This window comes from Sphingomonas sp. CROZ-RG-20F-R02-07 (genome assembly GCF_022662335.1).
Lineage (GTDB): Bacteria > Pseudomonadota > Alphaproteobacteria > Sphingomonadales > Sphingomonadaceae > Sphingomonas.
Genome location: NZ_JAKNQJ010000001.1, coordinates 652,957 through 674,575, shown reverse-complemented (window position 1 = coordinate 674,575; position 21,619 = coordinate 652,957). Strand labels below are relative to the sequence as shown.

The 21,619-nt window shown below is 67.7% G+C and carries 19 protein-coding genes and 1 tRNA gene; 8 read left to right on the top strand and 12 right to left on the bottom strand.

Annotation, left to right across the window (positions count from 1 at the left end):
• The first annotated feature begins 12 nt into the window (after positions 1-12).
• Complete coding sequence (locus L8H00_RS03310) at positions 13-1,302, top strand: hypothetical protein (protein ID WP_242095784.1); 1,290 nt, start codon at positions 13-15, stop codon at positions 1,300-1,302.
• A gap of 72 nt (positions 1,303-1,374) precedes the next feature.
• Here the strand turns inward: L8H00_RS03310 and L8H00_RS03305 are convergent, their stop codons facing one another.
• Positions 1,375-1,842 carry an Lrp/AsnC family transcriptional regulator gene (locus L8H00_RS03305; RefSeq protein WP_242095783.1) on the bottom strand — a complete coding sequence of 156 codons (468 nt, stop codon included), beginning with the start codon at positions 1,840-1,842 and terminating at the stop codon, positions 1,375-1,377.
• A gap of 186 nt (positions 1,843-2,028) precedes the next feature.
• Here L8H00_RS03305 and L8H00_RS03300 point away from each other — a divergent pair, with 186 nt between their 5' ends.
• From L8H00_RS03300 to L8H00_RS03290, 3 genes are all read left to right on the top strand, one after another.
• Positions 2,029-3,771: a HAMP domain-containing sensor histidine kinase gene (locus L8H00_RS03300; RefSeq protein WP_242095782.1), complete on the top strand. Its 1,743-nt coding sequence runs from the start codon at positions 2,029-2,031 to the stop codon at positions 3,769-3,771.
• A gap of 16 nt (positions 3,772-3,787) precedes the next feature.
• Positions 3,788-4,777, top strand: coding sequence for a WalW protein (locus tag L8H00_RS03295; protein ID WP_242095781.1), 990 nt, complete (start codon positions 3,788-3,790; stop codon positions 4,775-4,777).
• A gap of 63 nt (positions 4,778-4,840) precedes the next feature.
• Positions 4,841-5,158 (top strand): hypothetical protein, encoded by a 318-nt coding sequence (locus L8H00_RS03290; protein ID WP_242095780.1) that lies wholly within the window; start codon positions 4,841-4,843, stop codon positions 5,156-5,158.
• Here the strand turns inward: L8H00_RS03290 and L8H00_RS03285 are convergent.
• From L8H00_RS03285 to cyoA, 8 genes are all read right to left on the bottom strand, one after another.
• Positions 5,159-5,235: transfer RNA gene (locus L8H00_RS03285), tRNA-Pro, on the bottom strand.
• 51 nt (positions 5,236-5,286) lie between these two features.
• Positions 5,287-5,820, bottom strand: a complete 534-nt coding sequence (locus tag L8H00_RS03280; RefSeq protein WP_242095779.1) for a response regulator transcription factor — start codon at positions 5,818-5,820, stop codon at positions 5,287-5,289.
• Positions 5,810-7,105 carry an ATP-binding protein gene (locus L8H00_RS03275; protein ID WP_242095778.1) on the bottom strand — a complete coding sequence of 432 codons (1,296 nt, stop codon included), beginning with the start codon at positions 7,103-7,105 and terminating at the stop codon, positions 5,810-5,812. Before L8H00_RS03275 ends, L8H00_RS03280 begins: the two co-directional genes overlap by 11 nt.
• The gene (locus L8H00_RS03270) at positions 7,102-7,779 is read right to left on the bottom strand and encodes an SURF1 family protein (protein WP_242095777.1); all 678 of its coding nucleotides are present in this window, start codon (positions 7,777-7,779) and stop codon (positions 7,102-7,104) included. Before L8H00_RS03270 ends, L8H00_RS03275 begins: the two co-directional genes overlap by 4 nt.
• A gap of 5 nt (positions 7,780-7,784) precedes the next feature.
• Positions 7,785-8,174: a cytochrome o ubiquinol oxidase subunit IV gene (cyoD, locus tag L8H00_RS03265; protein ID WP_242095776.1), complete on the bottom strand. Its 390-nt coding sequence runs from the start codon at positions 8,172-8,174 to the stop codon at positions 7,785-7,787.
• On the bottom strand, positions 8,171-8,815 hold the full coding sequence (gene cyoC / locus L8H00_RS03260) for a cytochrome o ubiquinol oxidase subunit III (protein WP_242095775.1): 645 nt from the start codon (positions 8,813-8,815) through the stop codon (positions 8,171-8,173). The genes cyoD and cyoC overlap by 4 nt, the downstream gene beginning before the upstream one ends.
• Entirely contained in the window at positions 8,812-10,821 is a 2,010-nt protein-coding gene (gene cyoB / locus L8H00_RS03255) for a cytochrome o ubiquinol oxidase subunit I (protein ID WP_242095774.1), read from the bottom strand. The genes cyoC and cyoB overlap by 4 nt, the downstream gene beginning before the upstream one ends.
• Before the next feature lie 23 nt (positions 10,822-10,844).
• The gene (cyoA, locus tag L8H00_RS03250) at positions 10,845-11,945 is read right to left on the bottom strand and encodes a ubiquinol oxidase subunit II (RefSeq protein WP_242095773.1); all 1,101 of its coding nucleotides are present in this window, start codon (positions 11,943-11,945) and stop codon (positions 10,845-10,847) included.
• A gap of 132 nt (positions 11,946-12,077) precedes the next feature.
• Between cyoA and L8H00_RS03245 the strand changes: the two genes are divergently transcribed.
• From L8H00_RS03245 to L8H00_RS03230, 4 genes are all read left to right on the top strand, one after another.
• Positions 12,078-13,400 carry an MFS transporter gene (locus L8H00_RS03245; RefSeq protein ID WP_242095772.1) on the top strand — a complete coding sequence of 441 codons (1,323 nt, stop codon included), beginning with the start codon at positions 12,078-12,080 and terminating at the stop codon, positions 13,398-13,400.
• 103 nt (positions 13,401-13,503) lie between these two features.
• Positions 13,504-14,547: an aldo/keto reductase gene (locus L8H00_RS03240; protein WP_242095771.1), complete on the top strand. Its 1,044-nt coding sequence runs from the start codon at positions 13,504-13,506 to the stop codon at positions 14,545-14,547.
• A 40-nt stretch (positions 14,548-14,587) separates the two neighbouring features.
• Positions 14,588-15,883 carry a glycoside hydrolase family 130 protein gene (locus tag L8H00_RS03235; protein ID WP_242095770.1) on the top strand — a complete coding sequence of 432 codons (1,296 nt, stop codon included), beginning with the start codon at positions 14,588-14,590 and terminating at the stop codon, positions 15,881-15,883.
• A gap of 62 nt (positions 15,884-15,945) precedes the next feature.
• Positions 15,946-16,353 (top strand): hypothetical protein, encoded by a 408-nt coding sequence (locus L8H00_RS03230; RefSeq protein ID WP_242095769.1) that lies wholly within the window; start codon positions 15,946-15,948, stop codon positions 16,351-16,353.
• Positions 16,354-16,357: 4 nt separating this feature from the next.
• Here the strand turns inward: L8H00_RS03230 and L8H00_RS03225 are convergent, their stop codons facing one another.
• The 3 genes from L8H00_RS03225 to L8H00_RS03215 are packed head-to-tail and all read right to left on the bottom strand — an operon-like array spanning position 16,358 to position 21,584.
• Positions 16,358-16,888, bottom strand: coding sequence for a GNAT family N-acetyltransferase (locus L8H00_RS03225; RefSeq protein ID WP_242095768.1), 531 nt, complete (start codon positions 16,886-16,888; stop codon positions 16,358-16,360).
• The gene (locus L8H00_RS18925; RefSeq protein ID WP_242095767.1) at positions 16,885-17,556 is read right to left on the bottom strand and encodes a 4'-phosphopantetheinyl transferase superfamily protein; all 672 of its coding nucleotides are present in this window, start codon (positions 17,554-17,556) and stop codon (positions 16,885-16,887) included. Before L8H00_RS18925 ends, L8H00_RS03225 begins: the two co-directional genes overlap by 4 nt.
• A complete protein-coding gene (locus L8H00_RS03215) occupies positions 17,553-21,584 on the bottom strand; it encodes a Pls/PosA family non-ribosomal peptide synthetase (RefSeq protein WP_242095766.1) in 4,032 nt (1,343 codons plus the stop codon). Before L8H00_RS03215 ends, L8H00_RS18925 begins: the two co-directional genes overlap by 4 nt.
• Positions 21,585-21,619 lie beyond the last annotated feature (35 nt).

Below are 21,619 nucleotides of genomic sequence, written 5' to 3'. Positions count from 1 at the left end.
GAGCATTCCCGCATGAAGACATTTTCCAAGGTTGCGCTTGCCGCGGCGCTCGTCACCGTCGGTAGCGGTATGGCTCTCGTGCCGCCGGCGCTGGCCAAGGACAAGAAGGAGGCCGCCGGCCCCAAATACAGCCCCGACGTGGTGAAGGCCGCCCAGATCGCGCAGCCCGCGATCGCCGCCAAGAATTTCGCCGTGGCCGAGCCCGCGATCGCGCAGATGGATGCCGCCGCGAAGACGGATGACGACCGGTATATCGCCGCGGCGCTGCGTTTCGATCTCGAGCAGCAGAAGGTGGCGGCCCAGCTCGCCGCCAATCCGAACGCGAAGGTGGACGATACCGCGCTGGCCGGCCCGCTCGACACGCTGCTGACCAACCCGGTCACGCCCCGCGACATGATCGGCAAATATGCGTTCCGTCGTGGCGCGCTGTCGTACAACGCCAAGCAATATCCCGTCGCGATCAAGTATTTCGAGCAGGCGCAGGCCGCCGGCTATACCGACAACGACATCGGCATGCTGATCGTGCGTGCGCGCGTCGAGAGCGGCGACACGGCGGGCGGCCTCGCCGCGCTGGACGCCGCGATCACCAAGCAGACCGCGGCCGGCCAGAAGGCGCCCGAGGATTATTACCGCTACGGCATCGCGCGCGCCAACGCCTCGAAGAACCAGGCGCTGACGCTCGAATGGCTGAAGAAATATGTCGCCGCCTATCCCAGCCCCAAGAACTGGCGTGACGTGATCGTCACCTACGGACTACAGGATCGCAATAGCATCGCGCAGCTCGACAATGCGCAGAAGCTCGACCTGTACCGCCTGCTGCGCGCCGCCAAGGCGCTCGCCGATCAGGCCGACTATGCCGAATATGCCCAGAAGGCGTTCGACAAGGGTCTGCCCGCGGAGACGCAGACCGTGCTGAAGGAAGGCGCCGCGTCGGGCAAGCTGCCCGCCAGCAACAGCTATGCCGCGACGCTGGCCAGCAGCGCGGCCCAGTCGCTGCGCAGCGAGGGTTCGCTCGCGCCGCTCGAAAAGAAGGCTGCCGCCAGCGCCGACGGCAAGCTCGCGTCGCAGACCGCCGAGGCATATCTGGGTGCGGACAACAACGCCAAGGCGATCGAGCTCTATCGTCTCGCCTTGCAGAAGGGCGGCGTGAACACCGACGAGGTCAACACCCGCCTCGGTATCGCGCTGGCGCGTTCGGGCGATAAGGCAGGCGCCAAGGCCGCCTTCGCGCTCGTCACCGGCGCACCGCGTTCGGGGATCGCGAACCTGTGGGTGAGCTGGCTGGATTCGCAGCCGGCCTGAACCCGGATCGTTTTGATTGGGAAAAGGGGCAGCAGCGATGCTGCCCCTTTTTCGTGCCGGCGGTCGAACCGGTCAGTCGGCGGGAACGGGGATCCCCGACAACGCCTTGGCGGTGCGGATCGTCAGCGATGTCTTGACGCTCGCCACGTTGGGTGCTGTCGTCAGATGGGTGGTGAGGATCTCCTGAAAGCCTTTCAGGTCGCTCGCCACGATCTTCAGGATGAAGTCGATCTCGCCGTTCAGCATATGACATTCGCGTACCTCGGGGATCGAGGCGACATGCTCCTCGAACGCGTGGAGGTCGTGCTCGGCCTGGCTGCGCAGGCTGACCATGGCAAACACCGTGATCGGAAAGCCCAAGGTCGCCGCATCGAGATCCGCGTGATACCCCCGGATCGCACCGGCTTCCTCCAGCGCGCGCACCCGGCGCAGGCAGGGCGGCGCCGTCAGGCCCACGCGTTCGGCCAGATCGACGTTCGTCATCCGGCCATCGGCCTGCAACAGGCCCAAAATCTGTCGATCGATCCGATCGAGCGCCATTACGCAAAACTCCTGTTCCGCAGTGCTCGGCTGCGGTTCGTGCTGGCGTCCTGATAAGATAGTTGCGGCGAAACGCAATTGTCCCACATTGCTACGCGGTGGAATTGGGCGGTTCCGCGCGGCGTCGGGGTGCGTTAAGAATTGGTTGCGAACGGAGCCATCCGCTTTCGTGCCAGGGGATCCGACTTGCGCTTCGACGATAGCCTCAAGACCGTTCTTTCGGGCGATATCGTCAGCGGTCATGGCGCGCAGGCCGCATGGCGTCAGCTCGTCGACCTGATGTCCCGGGGCCGGATCGCCGCCGACGAGCCGGTGATCGCCCGGCTCCGTCTGCTCCGTCAGGCGGTGCCTGCGACGGTGCGGGCCGCGAGCGCGCGGGCGTTGGCGTTCGCGCAGCCGCCGGCCGCGCTGGTCGGTCTGTTCGCGGAGGATGAGCTGGCGATCGCCGCGCCGGTGCTACGCACCGCGACGCTGCCGGGCGACGACTGGATCGGCCTGCTGCCGCGCCTCGGGCCGACGCAACGCTCGATCCTGCGCCACCGGCGCGACCTGCCGGGCGTGGTGACGACGGCGCTCGCGGCGTTCGGCGCCACTGATTTCGTCATCGCGCAGGATCCAGCGGCGACCAGCGGGCCCGAGGCACCCGCGCCGGCGATCCCGTCCCCCGCAAACGATGCCGCGCCCGCGCCCGATGCGCCGCTGAGCGAGACGCCGTTCGTGGCGCTGGGCGACGTGACGCGCAGCCTGCCGCTGGTCGCGGAGGCGTTGCGCCAAGCCGATGCCGCGCCGCCGGTCCGCAGTGCGCCGGGCGGCTTCGTGATCTCGGATCTGGTCGCCCGGATCGACGCGTTCAACCGCGCGCGCGAAGAGCCCGCGGCGGTTCCCTCCGCGCCCACGGAAGCGTCGTCGTTCCGCTACGAGACCGATGCGCAAGGCGTGATCCGCTGGGTCGAGGGTGTGGCGCGGGCGACGCTGGTGGGTGTGCCGCTCGCCTATGGGGCGGCGCAAGGCGTGGTACGCGTCGACGGCATTGCGGCCGGCGCGCTGCGGCGGCGTTCGCGGTTCGGCGATGCGCGGCTCGAGGTCGGCGGATCGTCGGACGCGGCAGGATCATGGCGGATGTCGGGCGTGCCGGTGTTCGATCCCGCGAGCGGCCGCTTCACCGGGCTGCGCGGCACCGCGCGCCGGCCGCGTGCTGACGAAACCGCCATGCCGCGCGCGCCGGTGCGATCGACGGCGGCGGCCGATTCGCTGCGCCAGCTCGTCCATGAGCTGCGCACGCCCACGAATGCCATCGCAGGCTTTGCCGAGCTGATCGAGACGCAGTTGCTCGGCGACGTGCCCGACCCGTATCGCGAACAGGCCGGAACGATCCGGGCGCAGGCTTCCGCGCTGATCGCCGCGATCGACGATCTCGACGTGGCGGCGCGGATCGAGGGGCGGGCGCTGGAACTGCGCAGCGGCGTCGTGCCGGTCGCGGCGATGCTCGAACGGATCGTGGCGGATCTTCAGCCGCTCGCGTCGCTGCGCGGTGCCACGCTCGTGGCCGACGGCGCATCGGCCTATCCGATCGCCGGGGACGACCGGGCGATCGAGCGGCTCGTCGGGCGGCTGCTGGCGGCGCTCACGTCCGCGTCGAGCGCGGGCGAGCGGGTTGCAGTGCGCTTCGCCGACGAGGGCGGGAACGTCGCGATCGCGATCGACCGGCCGCGCGCGCTCGGCACCGCGGTGGGGGAGACGCTGCTCAGCCTCGATGCCGAGGAGGACGAGCGCGAGGGCGCGCCGTTGCTCGGCACCGGCTTCGCGCTCCGCCTCGCGCGCAATCTCGCGATCGAACTGAGCGGGGCGCTGACGATCGGCGCGGATCGCTTGACATTGCGGCTGCCCGCCGCGCTGAATGCGCCGATGGAGCAGGCGTCCAATCCTTGACCTCGTGAGCGCGGGCTTGCCCTATCGCGAACCGGCACCCGCGCCGCACGAACGGATCGTATGGCCGGAGCGTTTCGGCACCCGCTTCACCGTCTTCGCCGATGTCGAGGAGGAGTTCGACTGGCGCGCGCCGCTCGATGCCGCGGCGCGATCGACCACGGCGATGCAGGCGTTTCCGGCGGCGCATCGGCGCTTTGCGGATCGCGGCGTCGGCCTGGCGTGCATGATCGATCACCCGATCGCGACCGATCCCGCCGCCGTCGATATCCTGGCGCGCGTGATCGAGGATGGCCGCTCCACCATCGGCGCGCAGCTTCACGCCTGGGTGAACCCGCCCTTTGCGGACAGGGTCGGTCCGGTCGACAGCTATCCCGGCAACCTGCCGCCGGCGCGCGAGGCCGCCAAGCTTGACGTTCTGGGCGACGCGATCGGGGCGGCGTTCGGCGCCCGCCCGGTCGCCTATCGCGCCGGCCGCTACGGCATCGGCCCGCATACCCGCGCGCTGCTCGCCGAGCGGGGTTACCGGATCGATAGCTCGGTGCGCGCGCGTTACGATTACAGCCGCGACGGCGGCCCGGATTTCACCGCAGTCGGCAGCGCGGCATACCACCGCGGCGGCCTGATCGAACTGCCGTTAACCACGGTCTTCACCGGCGCCGCTCACCGCGCCGGACCTTGGCTCCATCCGGCGCTCGGCGCAATTCCGCACGGACGGGGCGTGGCGGCACGGACCGGCCTGTTGTCGCGCGTGGCGCTCACTCCGGAGGATATGCCGATCGCCGCCGCGCTGGAGGCGGTGGCGGTCGCAGTGGGCGAGGGGGTGCGCCTGCTCACGCTGTCGTTCCACTCGCCCTCGCTCGCGCCGGGCCATACCCCCTATGTCCGCGACGCGGCCGACCTCGCGGCATTCCACCGATGGTGGGATGCGATGTTCGCGCAGCTCGATCGGCTCGGCGTCCGCGACGCATCGCTCGCGGAGATCGTGGCCGCAGCGCCACCGCCCTGAGCCCGCTTGGCGCGGATCGCCGATCCGGTTACCCGTGTCGGACGAATTCCGAAGGATGCCATGATGCGATTCCACGTTCCCGATGTCGATGCGGACACCGCCGAACAGACCTGGCATGCGGTGCGCCACCACCTGGCCGATATGGGCATGGCGACGACGGAACGGCGGATCGCGAGCCTCGCGTTCCAACAGGACGGCGTACCCACCGAAGCCACGGTGGGCGGCCGTTTTCCTGGCACGCGCGACCATATCCTGCTGATCCTCGAAGCGGCCGAGCCTGGAGTCCATTACGTCTGCACCCCGACGCGCGGCGTCGTCGCGGGCAAGCCCCACCGGATCGAACAGGCGGATGCGCAAGCGGTGGTCTTCGATCCGGAATGATGGTCGGGGAGACAGGATTCGAACCTGCGACATCCTGCTCCCAAAGCAGGCGCGCTACCGGACTGCGCCACTCCCCGACGCGAAGCGGGGCATAGCGGCATGTGCGGCGCAAAGGAAGCGCCCGTGGCTCATCGCAGCGGGCGTTTTTCGAGCTTTCTCGCCAAGGTCCGGCGGTGCATCCCCAAGCGACGGGCGGTTTCGGAAACGTTGAAGTCGCTTTCGGCCAGCGTCTTCTGGATACGCTCCCATTCGAGCGTCTTGATCGAGGTCTGACGGTCGCCGATCGGGGTTTCCACATCACCCGCCCCGCGGCCGAACGCGGCCTCGATATCGTCGGTGTTGGCGGGCTTGGCGAGATAGGAGGTCGCGCCGAGCTTCACCGCCTCGACCGCGGTGGCGATGCTCGCATAGCCGGTGAGGACGACGATCGTGGTCTCGGCGTCGCGCTCGGCCAATGTCCGGACGCAGGTAAGGCCCGAGGCCTGGCCGAGCTTCAGATCGACCACCGCATAGGCCGGGATCTCGGCTGCCAGCAACGTTTCCAGCGCCGCCGGGTCGCTCGCCACGCCCACGCGATAGCCGCGCTTTTCGAACGAGCGTTGCAGCGTGCGTGCGAAGGCAGCGTCGTCCTCGACGATGTAGAGCAGCGGCTCAGCGGCCATGGCGGCGGTCCTCGGGCAGGGCGATGGCGGCGAGCGGCAGGCGCAGCACGACTTCGGCGCCGCCCTCCGCCCGATTGCGCGCCGTCACCGATCCACCGAGCTTGCGCATCACGCTGGTGACGAGGAACAGGCCGAGGCCTGCGCCCGCGCGCGCCTTCGTGGAATGATAGGGCGAGCCGATCCCGGCCAGGATCATGGGCTTGAAGCCCGGCCCTCGATCGGTGACGGTGATCGTCAGCACGTCGCCGTCGCGGGCGAGCACGGCCGCGATCGCGTCGGGCGACACTTCGGCGGCATTGTCGAGCACGTTGAAGACCGCCTGTTGCAGCACGGTATCCGAAACGATCGGTACGTCCTCGCCGAAATCGTCGCGATAATCGGCATGCGCGAAGCCCCGCGCGGTGCGCCAATCGGCGAACACGCCGCCGAAGAAGGAGCGCACGCTCGTCGCCGCCGAGGCCTCGCCGCGTGCCTCGCCCGCCGCCAGCAGGATTCCGGTGACGATCGCCTTGCAGCGTTGCACCTCGGTGCGCATCTCCTCCACCTCTGCCGCCAATTCTGGATCGCGCGCGATCCGCGGCGAACGGCGCCAGTCGCCGAGGATTACCGCCAGCGAGGAGAGCGGCGTGCCCAGTTCGTGCGCGGCGCCTGACGCGAGCAGGCCGATGCGGACGATATGGTCCTCCTCATCCGCCTGCCGCCGCAATTCGGCCAAATGCATGTCGCGCGCGCGCAGATTGCCGTCGATCCGGCGGACGAACAGCAGCAGCAGCACCGCCACGAGTGCGAAGCACACCCACATGCCCTGTACGTGCAGGTGGAACAGCGTGTCGGTATAGCCGACCGGCAGCGCCAGCGGACGATAGGCGACCGTGAGCAGCGCGAACGAAGCGGTCGTCACCCCCACCACCACCCAGGCCGACCAGCGCCGGAGCAGCACCGCACCGAGCACGACCTGGAGCAGGAAGAGCGAGACGAAGGGGTTCGTCGCCCCGCCGCTGAGATAGAGCTGCGCCGAGAGCGCGCCGATATCGAGCAGCAGCGCGACAAGCAGTTCGGTGTTGGCGATGCCGTGCCGCCAGTGCAGCCACAGGATGCTGATCGCGTTGAGCGCGGCTAGCCCGGTCAGAACGCTGAGCATCGCGGTCATCGGCAACGCGACGTCGAACGCGAAGCGGGTGAGCAGGATCGTGCCGAGCTGCCCCGCGATAGCCATCCAGCGCAACTGCATGAGCTGCAGCATGTTGCGCGACCCCGCCTCGCCGGGAGGAAGCGGCGCGGTCATCGCGGTCGGCGAAGCGCGAACAGGGCGGCGAGTGCGGACATGATGGCAAGACCATACCATGTCAGCGCGTAAACGAGATGGTTGTTGGTGAAGCGGATCACGGTGAGGCCGCCGACCGGCTGGCCCGGCCGTTCGGGGCCGGCATCGGCGTCGACGAAATAGGGGGCCGCGGGCGCGATGCCGCGCATGTGCGCGACCGCGGCGACGTCGCGCGAGAACCAGCGATCATGCGCGGGATCGTTGCTGCGCAGGAAACCGCCGCCGGGCTCGGTGATGCGGAGCAGGCCGGTGACGCTGGTCGAGCCGGCCGGAGAGGGTGGCGCCCCGCGCCCCGCGACGAACCCGCGGTTGACGAGGACCACGAACCCGGAGGGGGTGCGGAGCGGGGTCATCACCCACCAGCCGGGGCCGCGATCGGTGCTCGCCTGGACGAGCGTCTGGCGCGTGCCGTCATAGATGCCGTCGACGCGAACGTGACGATAGGCGTCATGCGCCGCGTCGATCGCGGGCCACGCGGCAGGGCCGGGCGCCGCGGCGGGCGGCGCGTGCACCCGCGTCTCGACTGCCGCGATCAGCGCCAGCTTCCACGTCCGCCGGTGCACCTGCCAGGTGCCGAGCGCGACGAACCCCGCCAGCGCCAGAAGCGCAAGCGATGCGGCGACGATGCGCCGCACCGGGCTCACTCGATATGGTCCATCACCTGCGCCGTCGGCATCATGTTGGCGTTCATGTGGTACATCACCCACAGCGAACCCGAGAGCGAGATGCCGACCACGACGAGCGTGAAGAGCAGCGCCATCATCGACCAGCCCCCCTCCGCCCGGCGGTTCATGTGCAGGAAGAAGATCATGTGGACGATCACCTGGACGATCGCGAAGCCCATGATGACGAGAGCGGTGGCCGCGTTCGACAGCGGATGGGTCATCACCAGCCAGAACGGGATCGCGGTCAGGATCGCGGCGAGGACGAAGCCGATCCAGTAACCCTTGCGCGAGCCGTGCGCCTCTTCGTCGTCATGATGGCCATGCGTATCGACATGGCCCGGGTTGGTGTCGTGATGCGCGCTCATCGCAGCATTCCCATCAGGTAGACGAAGGTGAAGACGCCGATCCAGATCACGTCGAGAAAATGCCAGAACAGGCTGAGGCACATCAGTCGCCGCCGGTTGGCGGGGATCAGGCCCTTCATCTGCACCTGCACCATCAGCGTCACCAGCCAGATGATGCCGAAGGTGACGTGCAGCCCGTGCGTGCCGACCAGGGTGAAGAAGGACGACAGGAACGCGCTGCGCTGCGGCCCGGCGCCTTCGTGGATCAGGCCGTGGAATTCGTACATCTCGATCGAGAGGAAGGCGAGGCCGAACAGCGCCGTCACCGCGAGCCAGCCCTGCGTGGCGCCGCGCTTGCCGTCGGTCATCGCCAGCATGGCGAACCCATAGGTGATCGACGACAGCAGCAGCATCGTGGTGTTGACCGCCACCAGCGGCAGCTCGAACAGCTCGCGGGGGCCGGGGCCACCCGCATAGCTGGTGCCGAGTACGCCATAGGTGGCGAACAGCATCGCGAAGATGAGGCAATCGCTCATCAGATAGATCCAGAAGCCGAGCATCGTGCTCGCGCCCTCGGGATGGTCGTGCTCCTCCACCAGATGGAACACGTCGCGGCGTTCCTCCGCCGTCGAGCCCGTCGTGTCGGCTACGGTCGCGCTCATGCGATCGCTCCCGCCGTCAGCAGGCGGGTGCGCGCACCCTCCGTGGCGATCACCTCGTCGACCGGGATGTGGTAATCACGCTTATAGTTGAACGTGTGGCCGATCGCGGTGGCGAGCAGCCCGACGAAGCTGATCGCGACGAGCCACCACACATACCAGATCATGCCGACGCCGAACGCCACGCTGAAGCCCGCCAGGATCATGCCCGCGCCGGTGTTGCGCGGCATGTGGATCGGCTTGAAGCCCGTGGTCGGCCGAACATAGCCACGCGCCTTCATGTCCGCCCAGGCATCGCCGTCATGCACGACGGGCGAGAAGGCGAAGTTGTAGTCGGGCGGCGGCGACGAGGTCGCCCATTCGAGCGTGCGGCCATTCCAAGGATCGCCCGTCACGTCGCGCAGGCTCTCGCGGTCGCGGATGCTGACATAGAATTGCATGAGCATCGCCCCGATTCCCACCGCCACCAGAAACGCCCCGAACGCGGCGATCACGAACCAGATCTGGAGCGAGGGATCGTCGAAGGTGCGCAGCCGGCGGGTGACGCCCATCAGCCCCAGCACGTAGAGCGGCATGAACGCGAAGTAGAAGCCCGACACCCAGCTCCAGAACGACACCTTGCCCCAGAATTCGTTGAGCTTGAAGCCGAACGCCTTGGGCCACCAATAGTTGATCCCGGCGAAGATACCAAACAGCACGCCGCCGATGATGACGTTGTGGAAATGCGCCACCAGGAACAGCGAATTGTGGAGCACGAAGTCGGCAGGCGGCACGGCGAGCAGCACGCCTGTCATGCCGCCGATCACGAACGTGACCATGAAGGCTATCGTCCACATCATCGGCAGTTCGAACCGGATCCGCCCACGGTACATGGTGAACAGCCAGTTGAAGATCTTCGCCCCCGTGGGGATCGAGATCACCATCGTGGTGATGCCGAAGAACGAGTTGACGCTGGCACCCGATCCCATGGTGAAGAAATGGTGCAGCCATACGACATAGGCGAGAAGCGTGATAACGAAGGTGGCGTAGACCATCGATGTATAGCCGAAGAGGCGCTTGCTGCAGAAGGTCGAGGTGACCTCGCTGAAGATGCCGAACGCGGGCAGGATCAGGATGTACACCTCCGGGTGACCCCAGATCCAGATCAGGTTCACGTACATCATCGGGTTGCCGCCCAGCGTGTTCGTGAAGAAGTTGGTGCCGGCATAGCGGTCGAGCGTCAGCAGCGCGAGCACCGCGGTGAGCACCGGAAACGCGGCCACGATCAGCACGTTGGTGCACAAGGACGTCCAGCAGAAGATCGGCATCTTCATCATGGTCATGCCGGGTGCACGCATCTTCACGATCGTCGCGATCAGGTTGACCCCCGACAGCAAGGTGCCGACGCCCGCGATCTGGAGCGCCCAGATATAATAATCGACACCGACGCCGGGGCTGTAGCTGATCCCCGACAAGGGCGGCATCGCGAGCCAGCCGGTCTGCGCGAATTCGCCGACGAACAGACTCATCATCACGATCACCGCACCGCCCGCCGTCATCCAGAAGCTGAAATTGTTGAGGAACGGGAACGAGACGTCGCGCGCGCCGATCTGGAGCGGCACGACATAGTTCATCAACCCGGTGACGAACGGCATCGCCACGAAGAAGATCATGATGACGCCGTGCGCGGTGAACACCTGATCGTAATGGTGAGCGTTGAGATAGCCCTCGGATCCGCCGAACGCCATCGCCTGCTGCGCGCGCATCATGATCGCGTCGGAAAAGCCGCGCAGCAGCATCACGACGCCGAGGATCATGTACATGATCCCGATGCGCTTATGGTCCACGGTCGTGAACCATTCCTTCCAGAGATAGCCCCAGAGCTTGAAATAGGTGAGCGCCGCCAGCAGCGCGGCGCCGCCGAGCGCCACCGCGACGAACGTGCCGACCACGATCGGTTCGTGAAGCGGCAGCGATTCCAGCGTGAAGCGGCCGAAGATCGGGCTGACGGAAAACGGGGAGGGTTGCATCGGGGTGGCCATCTGGAGGACGATCAGTTCGGAGTGCCGGCGCGAGGCGCCGTGGATTGGGGCGTACCCGAGCGAGCCGGCGAGGAGGGCCCGCGCTGGCGGATGTCGGTCGGATCGGCGGGCGGCGGCCCGCCTGCATCGGTCGTGGTCAGCGGCGACTTGGCGTCCTTGCCCTCGGGCCGGCCCTTGCCTTCATGCGCCACGCCTGCGGTATCGCCCGGCGCCATCTTCATCATCTCGGTCATGCACGTGGTATCCGGCTTCACGCACTGGCCGACGATCGCGTTGAACAGGCCCGGATCGATCCGGCCGAAGCGGAGCACGGGCACCTTCTCGGTGGGCTGCGACAGCACTTCGTAGCGGCTGCGGTCGAGCGTGCCCGCCGCGGCCTTGTTGCGCGCGACCCAGGCCGCGAAGCCGGCGTCAGTCATCCCGTAGAAGCGGAAGCGCATGTGCGAGAAGCCCGCGCCGCTATAGTTGGACGAGAAGCCTTCGTAATCGCCCGCCTTGTTGATGACGGCGTGGAGCTTCGTCTCCATCGACGGCATCGTGTAGACCATACCGGCGAGCGTCGGGATGTAGAAGGCGTTCATCACCGATGACGAGGTGAGCCGGAACGCGATCGGGCGATCGACCGGCGCGGCCACTTCGTTCACCGTCGCGAAGCCATATTCGGGATAGATGAACAGCCACTTCCAGTCGAGCGCCACCACCTGCACCTCGAGCGGCTTGGTGTTGGCAGCGATGCCGCGGCCGGGTGCCACGCGATCGATCGGGCGATAGGGATCGAGCAGGTGACTGCCCGTCCATGTCACCGCGCCGAGACAGATAATGATGAGCAGCGGCGCCGCCCAGATCACCAGCTCGAGCTGGGTCGAATGGTCCCATTCGGGATCGTAGCGCGCCTCGGTGTTGGCGGCGCGGTAGCGCCACGCGAACACGCCGACGAGCGCGATGACGGGCACCACGATCAACAGCATCAGCACCGTCGCGATGATGACGAGATTCTTCTGCTGGACCGCCACGTCGCCCATCGGGTTCATCACGACGAGATCGCACCCGCCGAGCAGGGCGAGCGCGCCGGTTGCGGCCAGGGTGCGGAGCAGGCGGGCAGGCTGGAACATGGTCGGGGCGCTACCCTTTTGCGCTGCGCTGCAACAGTGGACATTTTGTCCAATCCACAATCGCGGCGCGATGCGGCATGACCGTCGCGGGTCCCGCCCGGGATCCGTCGTCGCCGTTGCCAGGAAGAAGTCATGACCGTCCAGATCGCCCCGACGTCCGGCACGGCCGAGCGCGATGCCCGCGCGATCAACACGCGCCACAGCGAGATCGCGCCGGGCGAGATCGCGATCGGCGTCATCATCGGGCGCACGTCGGAATTCTTCGACTTCTTCGTCTATGCGATCGCGTCGGTGCTGGTCTTCCCGAGCCTCGTCTTCCCCTATGTCGATCGGCTGACGGGCACGCTCTACGCCTTCGCGATCTTCTCGCTGGCGTTCATCGCGCGGCCGTTCGGGTCGCTGATCTTCCTCGGCATCGATCGCGCGCTGGGCCGCGGCACGAAGCTGACCATCGCGCTGTTCCTGCTCGGCGGATCGACCGCGGCGGTGGCGTTCCTGCCGGGTTACGAGACGATCGGCGTGTGGTCGGCGATCCTGCTCGCGCTGTTCCGGATCGGGCAGGGGGCCGCGCTCGGCGGCGCGTGGGATGGCCTCGCCTCGCTGCTCGCGCTGAACGCGCCCGAGCACAAGCGCGGCTGGTACGCGATGATCCCGCAGCTCGGCGCGCCGCTGGGGTTGATGGTGGCGAGCGGCCTGTTTGCCTTCTTCGTCACCACGCTTTCGAGCGCGGACTTCCTCGATTGGGGCTGGCGCTATCCCTTCTTCGTCGCGTTCGCGATCAACGTGGTGGCGCTGTTCGCGCGCCTGCGGATCGTGTCGACGCCGGATTACACCACGTTGTTCGAAAGCCGCGAGCTGCAGCCCTCGCGAGTCGTCGATACGGTGCGCAGCGACTGGCGCACGATCGTCATCGGCGCCTTCGCGCCGCTCGCGAGCTTCGCGCTGTTCCACATGGTCACGGTCTTCCCGCTCTCCTGGGTCTATTTGTTCGCGCATGAGAGTGCGGCGCGGTTCCTCGGCATCGAGGTGATCGCGGGCATCTTCGGCTTCTTCGCGGTGGTGGCATCGGGGCTCATCGCCGACCGGGTCGGGCGGCGCACGCTGCTCGGCGCGTCGGCCGCCGCGATCGCGGCGTTCAGCGGCTTCGCGCCGCAGCTGCTCAACGGCGGCACGGCGGGCGAGCTGGTGTTCATGATCGCGGGCTTCGTGCTGCTCGGGCTGGCATTCGGCCAGTCGTCGGGCGCGGTGACGGCGAACTTCGCCACCAGCCGCCGCTACACCGGCGCCGCGCTCACCTCGGACCTCGCCTGGCTGGTCGGCGCCGCCTTCGCGCCGTTGATCGCACTCGAACTCGCTAGCCATTACGGGCTGCTCGCGGCGGGCGGCTATCTGCTGTCGGGCTCGGCGGGGACGCTGATCGCGCTGTACATCAACAAGGAGCTCGCGCGCCGCTGATCGGCGGCCGTAGCCAAAAAGGGTGCGCGGGCTGCGCCCCCCGAGGACCTTCTTCCCGTCCGCGCGTTGAGCGCTCGCAACCTGCACGTCGCGAGGAACCATCATGCGCTACAAGACCCTTGGCCGCACCGGCCTGTTCGTGTCCGAACTCTGCCTTGGCACGATGACGTTCGGCGGCAAGGGCGAGATGTGGAGCAAGATCGGCACGCTCGGCCAGGATCAGGCCGACGCGCTGGTGAAGTCCGCTATCGACGGCGGCATCAACTTCCTCGACACCGCGAACGTCTATTCGGAAGGGGCGTCGGAGGATATCACCGGGCAGGCGCTGAAGAATCTCGGCATCTCCCGGAACGAGATCGTGGTGGCTACCAAGGCGTTCGGCCAGATGGCGCCGGGCCAGAACGGCCGCGGGTCCAGCCGCTATCACTTGATCGACGCCTGCAAGGCAAGCCTCAAGCGGCTCCAGCTCGATCATATCGATCTCTACCAGCTCCACGGCTTCGACGATGCGACTCCAATCGAGGAGACGCTGCGGGCGCTCGATACGCTCGTCGAACATGGCCATGTCCGCTATATTGGCGTCTCCAACTGGGCGGCGTGGCAGATTACCAAGGCGCTGGGCATCTCCGAACGGCTGGGTCTTCACCGCTTCGCTTCGCTCCAGGCCTATTACACCATCGCCGGGCGCGATCTGGAGCGCGAACTCGTGCCGATGATGGCGTCCGAAGGCGTCGGCCTGATGGTCTGGAGCCCGCTCGCGGGCGGCTTCCTCTCGGGCAAATATGCGCGCGATCAGCAGGGCGGGGAAGGGCGTCGCGCGGCGTTCGACTTCCCGCCGGTGAACAAGGATCGCGGCTTCGACGTGATCGACGCGATCCGTCCCATCGCAGAGGCGCACGGCGCTTCGGTGGCGCAGGTGGCGCTGGCCTGGCTGCTCCATCAGAAGGCGGTGACGAGCGTAATCGTGGGCGCGAACAAGCCCGAGCAGCTCGTCGACAATCTGGGCGCGGTTGATCTGGTCCTCTCTGCGGACGATCTGGCCACGCTCGACGCGGTGAGCGCCTTGCCACCCGAATATCCCGGCTGGATGTTCGAGCGGCAGGGTCAGGGCCGCCGCGATCAGCTCGCGACCGGACGCCGCGACTGAACCATCCGTTTCGATCCGCCTCATTCCTGCAGGAGCGCGCATGCCCGGCACCGACATCATGACCCATCTCGAAGTGATCCTTCGCCCTGATCCGTCGCGCACGGTGCTTCGGCCGTTCGATCTGTCCGATCCGGACGGCTTCCGCGTGGAGGGGCATAGCCGTGCCCAGCGGATCGTCGATCGCGTCATGACGCTGGACGCGGCGGATCTGGCGTTCGAGCTCGAGCGAGTCGTGGGGGCGCTCAACAGCCGCCACCGCCATGTCGAGGCGGTGTTGCTTCGCCGCTTCGACGAGGTGCAGGGGCTGACGATCGATCCCGACACGCTGGACCGCGATCACAAGCTGCTGATCGGTGCCTATTTCACCGAGGAATATTCGTTCGAAGCGGCGGCGCTGTTCAACCCGAGCATCGTTCCCGCCACCGACCAGTCCGGCGTTCCCGAGGGCGCTCTTCGCTTTGCGATGTCGCTGCGCGGGATCGGCGAGGGCCATGTCTCATCGGTCACCTTCCGCACGGGTGTCTGGTCGGCCGACGGAACGGTGACGATCGACCGTGTCAGCGACACGGTCGTCGCGCCGCAGATCCTGGCGGCGAACGGCGATGGCGAGGATACCGTCGTCTGCATCCGCTGCGAGGGCAGCGAGGATCCGTCGGAGACGGTGTTGTTCCCGGTGACGCCGAGCCAGCGGCAGGGGATCGAGGATCTGCGCATGGTCCGCTTCGTGGAGGATGACGGCGAGGTCCATTATCTCGGCACCTACACCGCGTTCAGCGGCAGCGCCGCGCGGTCCGAAATGCTGCACGCGCAGGATTTCCGCAATTTCGAGATGCGGGCGCTGAAGGGTGCCGCCGCGCAGTCCAAGGGCATGGCGCTGTTTCCGCGCAAGATCGGTGGTCGCTATGCGATGCTGGGGCGGCAGGACAACGAGAATGTCTGGCTGCTCATGTCCGACGATCTCTACACCTGGGAAACGGGCGAGAAGCTCATCACGCCCAAATGGCCGTGGGAGTTCGTCCAGATGGGCAATTGCGGCTCGCCGATCGAGATCGAAGAGGGCTGGCTGGTGCTCACCCACGGCGTCGGCACGGTGCGCACCTATTGCATGGGGGCGGCACTGCTCGACAAGGACGATCCGTCCAAGGTGCTGAAGCGGATGACGCTGCCCCTGGTCCATCCCAGCCCCAAGGAACGCGATGGCTATGTGCCGAACGTCGTCTATAGCTGCGGCGCGCTGGTTCACGATCGCACGCTGCTGCTCCCTTATGGCGTCGCCGACAATTTCGCGACCTTCGCCAGTGTGAAGCTCGACACGCTACTCGACGCCATGGCGTGATCCGGAACGCTAAGGCCGGTTCGGCCGTTTGGCGCGACATGGATCAACACAGGATGGCGATCATGAAAAGCATCTTTCTTCTCGGCCTCGCATCGGCCGCCCTACTCTCCACCGGCGCGATCGCGCAGCAGGTCAGCGACACCGACAATACGGGTCATGCCCAGCCCGCCGGCGCGCCCGGCGTGGCAGCGGCCAATGCCGTCTCCGCGGCGCAGAGCCAGCAACAGGCCGCCGCGACGGACGCGGTCAACGCCGCGGTCCAGGGCAGCGCGGATCAGGACATGGCGGCATACCGCCAGGCAGTGATGGCGAACCATCGCATCGCCGCCAACGACGCACGCGTCTATGCGCACCAGCAGCGCGCCTATGCCGATGCCATGATGGCTTGGCGCGCGCAGGTCGAGGCTTGCCACAAGGGCCACCCGGCAGCGTGCAACGCGCCGAGCCCGAACCCTGCGGACTTCTGGTAAGCGATCAGGGCGCGAGCCGGCTTTCGGCCCGCGCCCATGCCGCATCGCGCGCGGCGACCAGCGCTGCCTCCGTCGTGGCCGACAGGTCGTAGCGGAGCTCGTGCATGTCGAGCCCCGAGCGATAACCGCCGGGCCAGACGCTGCTCAGTTCGAACCCACAATGCTGGAAAAAGGGCGACACGAGTGGCGACGTATCGACCGTGACGTAGCGGGTGCGCGGTGAATCCTCGCGCGCGATCCGCAGCAGACGTTCGAAGAGCAATAGGCGGCCAAGCCCGCTCTTGTGATGCGCTCGCGCCGCCATGCCCCAGCAGAGCAGCGCCTTGTCATAATAGTCCCAGATTTCATACCCGCCGAACGCGGCAGGCGTGCCGTCCACGGTGACGACGAAGGCGGGGCCGTCGAGCTCGTCGAGCGAATCGCCGAACCATTCGCGTTCGCCGGGTCCGAAATATTCGGGAAGATTGGAATCGAAGATCGCGAGCGCCGCCGCGCGATCGGACTCGACATAGGGGCAAATATCGATGCGGGTCATGTCGCGCCATTAGGCGATGCGAGGCCGCCACGCACCCCATCCTGCCAGATCGCGACGGTTTCCACCCCGCGATACGCGATCCGCGTCCAGCTCCCGGACCGCCCCTCGAACGTCGCGCCGCCATGGCCGGCTTGGTCGACATGCGTCGCGACCGCCTCGGGAGCGATTCGCCGTGGTTCGCCGACGAGCTTGGCGTGCGCTTCCTTGATCGTCCAGCGGGTCAGCCAGGCCGCGGACTGTGAACCTGGCGGAAGCGCCTGAAGCGACGCCGCCTCGTCGGGCGTCAACATGTCCCATGGGACGTCACCACAGGCCAGCGGTTCGCGATCAACGCCGACCGGCACGCGGGCGACGCCGATCAGGGCCCGATCACTGCGCCCGGACAGGCTCACGAACCAGCCGGCGGGCGCGACGACGATGGGTGCGCCATGCGCGTCGCGGCGGATCGTCACGGCATCCGACGCACACCCGGCGACGTGCCTCACCAGTGCGCGTGCCAGCAGTCGCCTGGCGAGCCGCCCGGCGCCGTCCGTCACCCGCGCCGCGTCGGACAGATCCTCGGCGCTGGGCACGATGCCCGGATCGGTACGCGTTGCCACGCTCCAGACCACGAGGCCGCGACCGGGAACGAGCGTGGCGAGCGGCCCGTCATGCCAGACGGGGATCACCCCGCAGCGGCGATCTGCGCGGGGCTGCCCTCCCAGCTCGTGCCCGCCGGCAGCGTCTCGCCCTTCATAACCACCGACAGATCGCCGAGCTGCGCGTCCGCGCCCAGCTCCGCGTCGTAGAGGACGATCGCGAGCGATCCGATCGTCGCTCGGTCGCCGACCCGGATCGCACCGACCTTCATCACGCGGTCTTCGAACAGATGCGTCTGCAGCCCGGCGAAGTCGTTCAGCGCCACATCGTCGCCGACATGGACGAGATCATGTTCGGTCAGATCGGTGGTATCGATATAGCAGCGCTTGCCGATCTTCGCGCCCATCAGCCGCAGATACAGCGGCAGCCAGGGCGTGCCGCGCAGCGGCTCCAGCAGGTTCGGCACCGCCAGATTCTCATAGGTCGCGGTTACCAGCTCGGTACGCCACACGAAGGTGCTCCACAGCGGCGCCGTGGTGACGCGGTAGCGGCCCATGACGATCCATTTCAGCGCCAGCACGAACGCACCGCACGCCAGCGCGAACCCGACATAGAGGAACGGGAAGCTCGCCACGATCAACAACCCGCCATGATCCATGTCGCTGATATCGCCCACCACCGAGAGCAACAGACTGAACAGCGCGAGGAAGACGGTGAGCGACAGCGTCATCCGCACCGCCTCGATCGCCAGCCGCGTGGCGATCAGCCGGCGTGACGGATTGAACCGCGCGCCCTCGTCGAACATCGTGCTCACCTGGCGCACGGGCAGTTGGAGCGGCGGTGATCCGAACCAGGTGCTGCCGGGCTCGAGCGCCTGGGCCGGGTCGGCGGGCGGCTTGGAGAGCACGCCGATCAGCACCTCGTCGCCGATCGCGGTGCCGGTGGGCAGCAGGGCGGAATTGCCGATGAAGCTGCGCCGGCCGATCCGGGTATGCGCGAGATTGATCGTGCCGCGGCCGATCCGCGCCGCGCCGAAGATCACCGAATCGGCGATGAAGCTCTCCGCCCCGATCTCGACCAGATCGGGCACGATCGCGCTTGCCGTCGAGATCTCCGCACGCCGCCCGATCTTCACGCCCAGCGCGCGATACCAGGGGATCACGTAGAGCGTGGCGAAGATCGGGTGAAGCAGGCGGAGCGCCAGATCGTTGACCTGCTGCACGAACCAGTAGCGGACATAGAACCAGCTTCGCAGCGGATAGGCGCCGGGCCGCACCTTGCCGAGGATCAGCCGTTTCGCCGCCACCGTCAGCACGCACATCATGATGACATAGGTGGCCGCCAGCAGTGGCGCGAGCAGCTCATAGGTATAGCCCGCCGTCGCCCAGTCGATCTCGATCAGCGCGATCAGCCCGGGCGCGATCGGCAGGATGGCGACGAGGGGCAGCAACAGCGCGCCGACGAACAGCCCGATCGCCGGACCGATCCCGCGCGCGCCGGCGGGCGGCGTGTCGGCATGGTTCGGCGCATGATCGCTCCGATGCGCGGGCGATCCGGCCCAGCGTTCGCCCGCCGGGATCGTGGCGCCGGCGGCGAGCGACGACAACTCGTCGAGCGCCGCGCCGTCGCCCAGCGCCGCATCGCGTCCGATTACCGCCATCGATCCGACGAACGCGCCCGCGCCGATCGTCGCGGTGCCGAGCCGCAGCAGCCCGCGCTCCACCGCGCTCGTCGCCAGCACCGCCTGATCGCTGATGATCGACTCGTCACCCGCTGAGATGAGGTCCGCCGCATCGATGATGCCCGTGCCGATATGGACTCCGCGCCCGATCTTCGCACCCAGCATCCGGTAATAGCCGCGGATCATCGGCGTGCCCGCCAGATAAGGCGTGGCGGTGGCGCCGATCACGCGGCGCACCAGCCACCAGCGGAAGTAATAGCCGCCCCAAAGCGGATAATCGCCCGCCTTGTAGCGGCCGATCACGATCCACTTGACCGCGATCGACAGCAGCATCGCCGCGATCGGGATCAGCACGAACGACAGCCCGCTGATCGCCAGCGCCTCCAGCCGCGGCATGGTCGCCGCCAGCCAGGTATAGGCGACATAGGGGAAGAACCATTGCAGCCCCGCCAGCGCGAAGATCGGCAGCAGCGCGACGGTCTGCGCGGCGACGCACAGCCGCCGCGTCCAGGCGCCGACGCGCGGGAAGCTCGTCTCGTCCAGCACCGCGACGGGCGCCGCACCACCGATCCGCAGCGCCAGCGCGCGGATCGTGGGGGCGGCGTAGAGATCCTCCAGCGACAGGCCTTCCAGGCCCGACACCTTGCGCGCCGACGATACGAGCCGCGCGGCCTTCAGCGAATGGCCGCCCAGATCGTCGAACAGATCGTCCGTCACCGAGACGGGTTGCGGCGAAAAGGCGGCGGCCCAGATCGCGTGGAGCTTCGCCTCCATTGGCGTGGAGGGCGCGACCACGACATGATCGGCGCTCGCCTCCACCTGCGGGCGGACGAGCGCCTTGCGATCGACTTTGCCCGAGGCAGGCAGGGTGGGGAACGCCTGGAGGAGCTGATAGGCGGCGGGGCGCATATAGCCCGGTAGGCGTTCCTTCACGCGGTCGCGCAGTCCGGCGAGATCGATCGCCTCGTCGCCGCGCGGCAGCAGGAAGGCGGCCAGGAATTCGGCGCCGTCATCGTCGCGGAACAGCTGGACGACCGTCTGCGCGACGCCCGGCCATTCGCCGATGACCGACTCGATCTCGGCGAGTTCGACGCGGAAGCCGCGGATCTTCACCTGCGTGTCGATCCGGCCGACGAAATCGATGTCGCCCGCGGCATCGAGCCGGACGAGATCGCCCGATCGATAGACCGGCTCGGGCACGCCCGACAGCCCATCGAACGGCGTCATGACGAACTTTTCGGCGGTGAGGTCGGGCCGGTTGACATAGCCGGCGCCGACGCCGGGGCCGCCGAGGATCAACTCGCCCTCCTGGCCCGCCGGTACCGGCTGCAGCGCCTCGTCGATGATCCACGCGGTATAGCCGGGAAGCGGCTTGCCGATCGTGATCCGCTGGCCGGGCTGAAGCTCGGTCCAAGTCGCGGTGACCGTCGTCTCAGTCGGGCCATAGGTGTTGAGCAGCCGCAGCCCGGGCCGGGCGAGGCGCCGCGGCAGTTCGGGCGGGCAGGCCTCGCCGCCCATGTTCAGCAAGCGGAGGCTGGGCAAGGGATGCTCGACCAGCGCGAGCAGCGAGGGCACGACGTGCCAGATGGTAACGCCCGCGGCGTCCAGCGCGACGGCGATGTCGGGCCCGCTGCTGGCCAGCGCCTCGGTCGGCACGATCACGCGCGCGCCGACGAAGAACGCGGTCCACATCGTCTCGACCGACATGTCGAAGGCAAGGCTGAACCCGCCGAAGCAGATGTCGCTCGGCTCCAGCGCCAGGATCGCGCTTTCGCAGCGGACGAGATGGCATGCGTTGCGGTGCCGGATCATCACCCCCTTGGGGCGGCCGGTCGTGCCCGAGGTGTAGATGATGTACGCCAGATCGTCCGGTTCCGACCCGGTGTCGGCCCGCGTCAGCCCCTCGGGCAGTTCCGCTGCGATATCGCCGAGTGCGGCGTCGATCGCGAGCGTCGCACCGGGGATCGTGGCCACGCGATCGGACAGCGTGAGCGTCAACGCCGCGCCGCTGTCGCCCACGATATAATCGATCCGGTCGGCGGGGTAGCCCCAGTCGACCGGCACATAGGCCGCCCCCGTCCACAACACGCCGAGGATCGCCATATATTGATCGAGCCCGCGCGGCAGGCAGATGACGACGCGGTCGCCGCGCCCGATGCCGAGCCCGCGCAGGTGATGCGCGAGCCCCAGGCTGCGCTGGCGTAGGTCGCCATAGGTCCAGTGATCCCGGCGGCCATATTCGTCGTCCGCGCCGAGCAACTGGAGTGCGACCGACGCGTGGTTCGCGCGCGCCACGCCATCGAAGATCTCGTGGAGCAGTTCGTCGCGCGCATAAGGCTCCTGCGGGCGGAGCGCAGGTGCGGCGGCGATCGAGGCCTCGCGCTTGGTATCGGGGGCTGCGTGCTGCTGCACGTCGGCGAAATCGGTGGCGGTCATGAGGCTCCTGTGCCCGTTCAACGCGCCACGCGCCA

Excerpts from the sequence above, each read along its gene's own strand:
- L8H00_RS03310 (WP_242095784.1), top strand. The coding sequence starts at position 13 with ATGAAGACATTTTCCAAGGTTGCGCTTGCCGCGGCGCTCGTCACCGTC.
- L8H00_RS03305 (WP_242095783.1), bottom strand. The coding sequence starts at position 1,842 with ATGGCGCTCGATCGGATCGATCGACAGATTTTGGGCCTGTTGCAGGCC.
- L8H00_RS03290 (WP_242095780.1), top strand. The coding sequence starts at position 4,841 with ATGCGATTCCACGTTCCCGATGTCGATGCGGACACCGCCGAACAGACC.
- L8H00_RS03280 (WP_242095779.1), bottom strand. The coding sequence starts at position 5,820 with ATGGCCGCTGAGCCGCTGCTCTACATCGTCGAGGACGACGCTGCCTTC.
- L8H00_RS03275 (WP_242095778.1), bottom strand. The coding sequence starts at position 7,105 with ATGACCGCGCCGCTTCCTCCCGGCGAGGCGGGGTCGCGCAACATGCTG.
- cyoD (WP_242095776.1), bottom strand. The coding sequence starts at position 8,174 with ATGAGCGCGCATCACGACACCAACCCGGGCCATGTCGATACGCATGGC.
- cyoC (WP_242095775.1), bottom strand. The coding sequence starts at position 8,815 with ATGAGCGCGACCGTAGCCGACACGACGGGCTCGACGGCGGAGGAACGC.
- cyoB (WP_242095774.1), bottom strand. The coding sequence starts at position 10,821 with ATGCAACCCTCCCCGTTTTCCGTCAGCCCGATCTTCGGCCGCTTCACG.
- cyoA (WP_242095773.1), bottom strand. The coding sequence starts at position 11,945 with ATGTTCCAGCCTGCCCGCCTGCTCCGCACCCTGGCCGCAACCGGCGCG.
- L8H00_RS03245 (WP_242095772.1), top strand. The coding sequence starts at position 12,078 with ATGACCGTCCAGATCGCCCCGACGTCCGGCACGGCCGAGCGCGATGCC.
- L8H00_RS03240 (WP_242095771.1), top strand. The coding sequence starts at position 13,504 with ATGCGCTACAAGACCCTTGGCCGCACCGGCCTGTTCGTGTCCGAACTC.
- L8H00_RS03235 (WP_242095770.1), top strand. The coding sequence starts at position 14,588 with ATGCCCGGCACCGACATCATGACCCATCTCGAAGTGATCCTTCGCCCT.
- L8H00_RS03230 (WP_242095769.1), top strand. The coding sequence starts at position 15,946 with ATGAAAAGCATCTTTCTTCTCGGCCTCGCATCGGCCGCCCTACTCTCC.
- L8H00_RS03225 (WP_242095768.1), bottom strand. The coding sequence starts at position 16,888 with ATGACCCGCATCGATATTTGCCCCTATGTCGAGTCCGATCGCGCGGCG.
- L8H00_RS03215 (WP_242095766.1), bottom strand. The coding sequence starts at position 21,584 with ATGACCGCCACCGATTTCGCCGACGTGCAGCAGCACGCAGCCCCCGAT.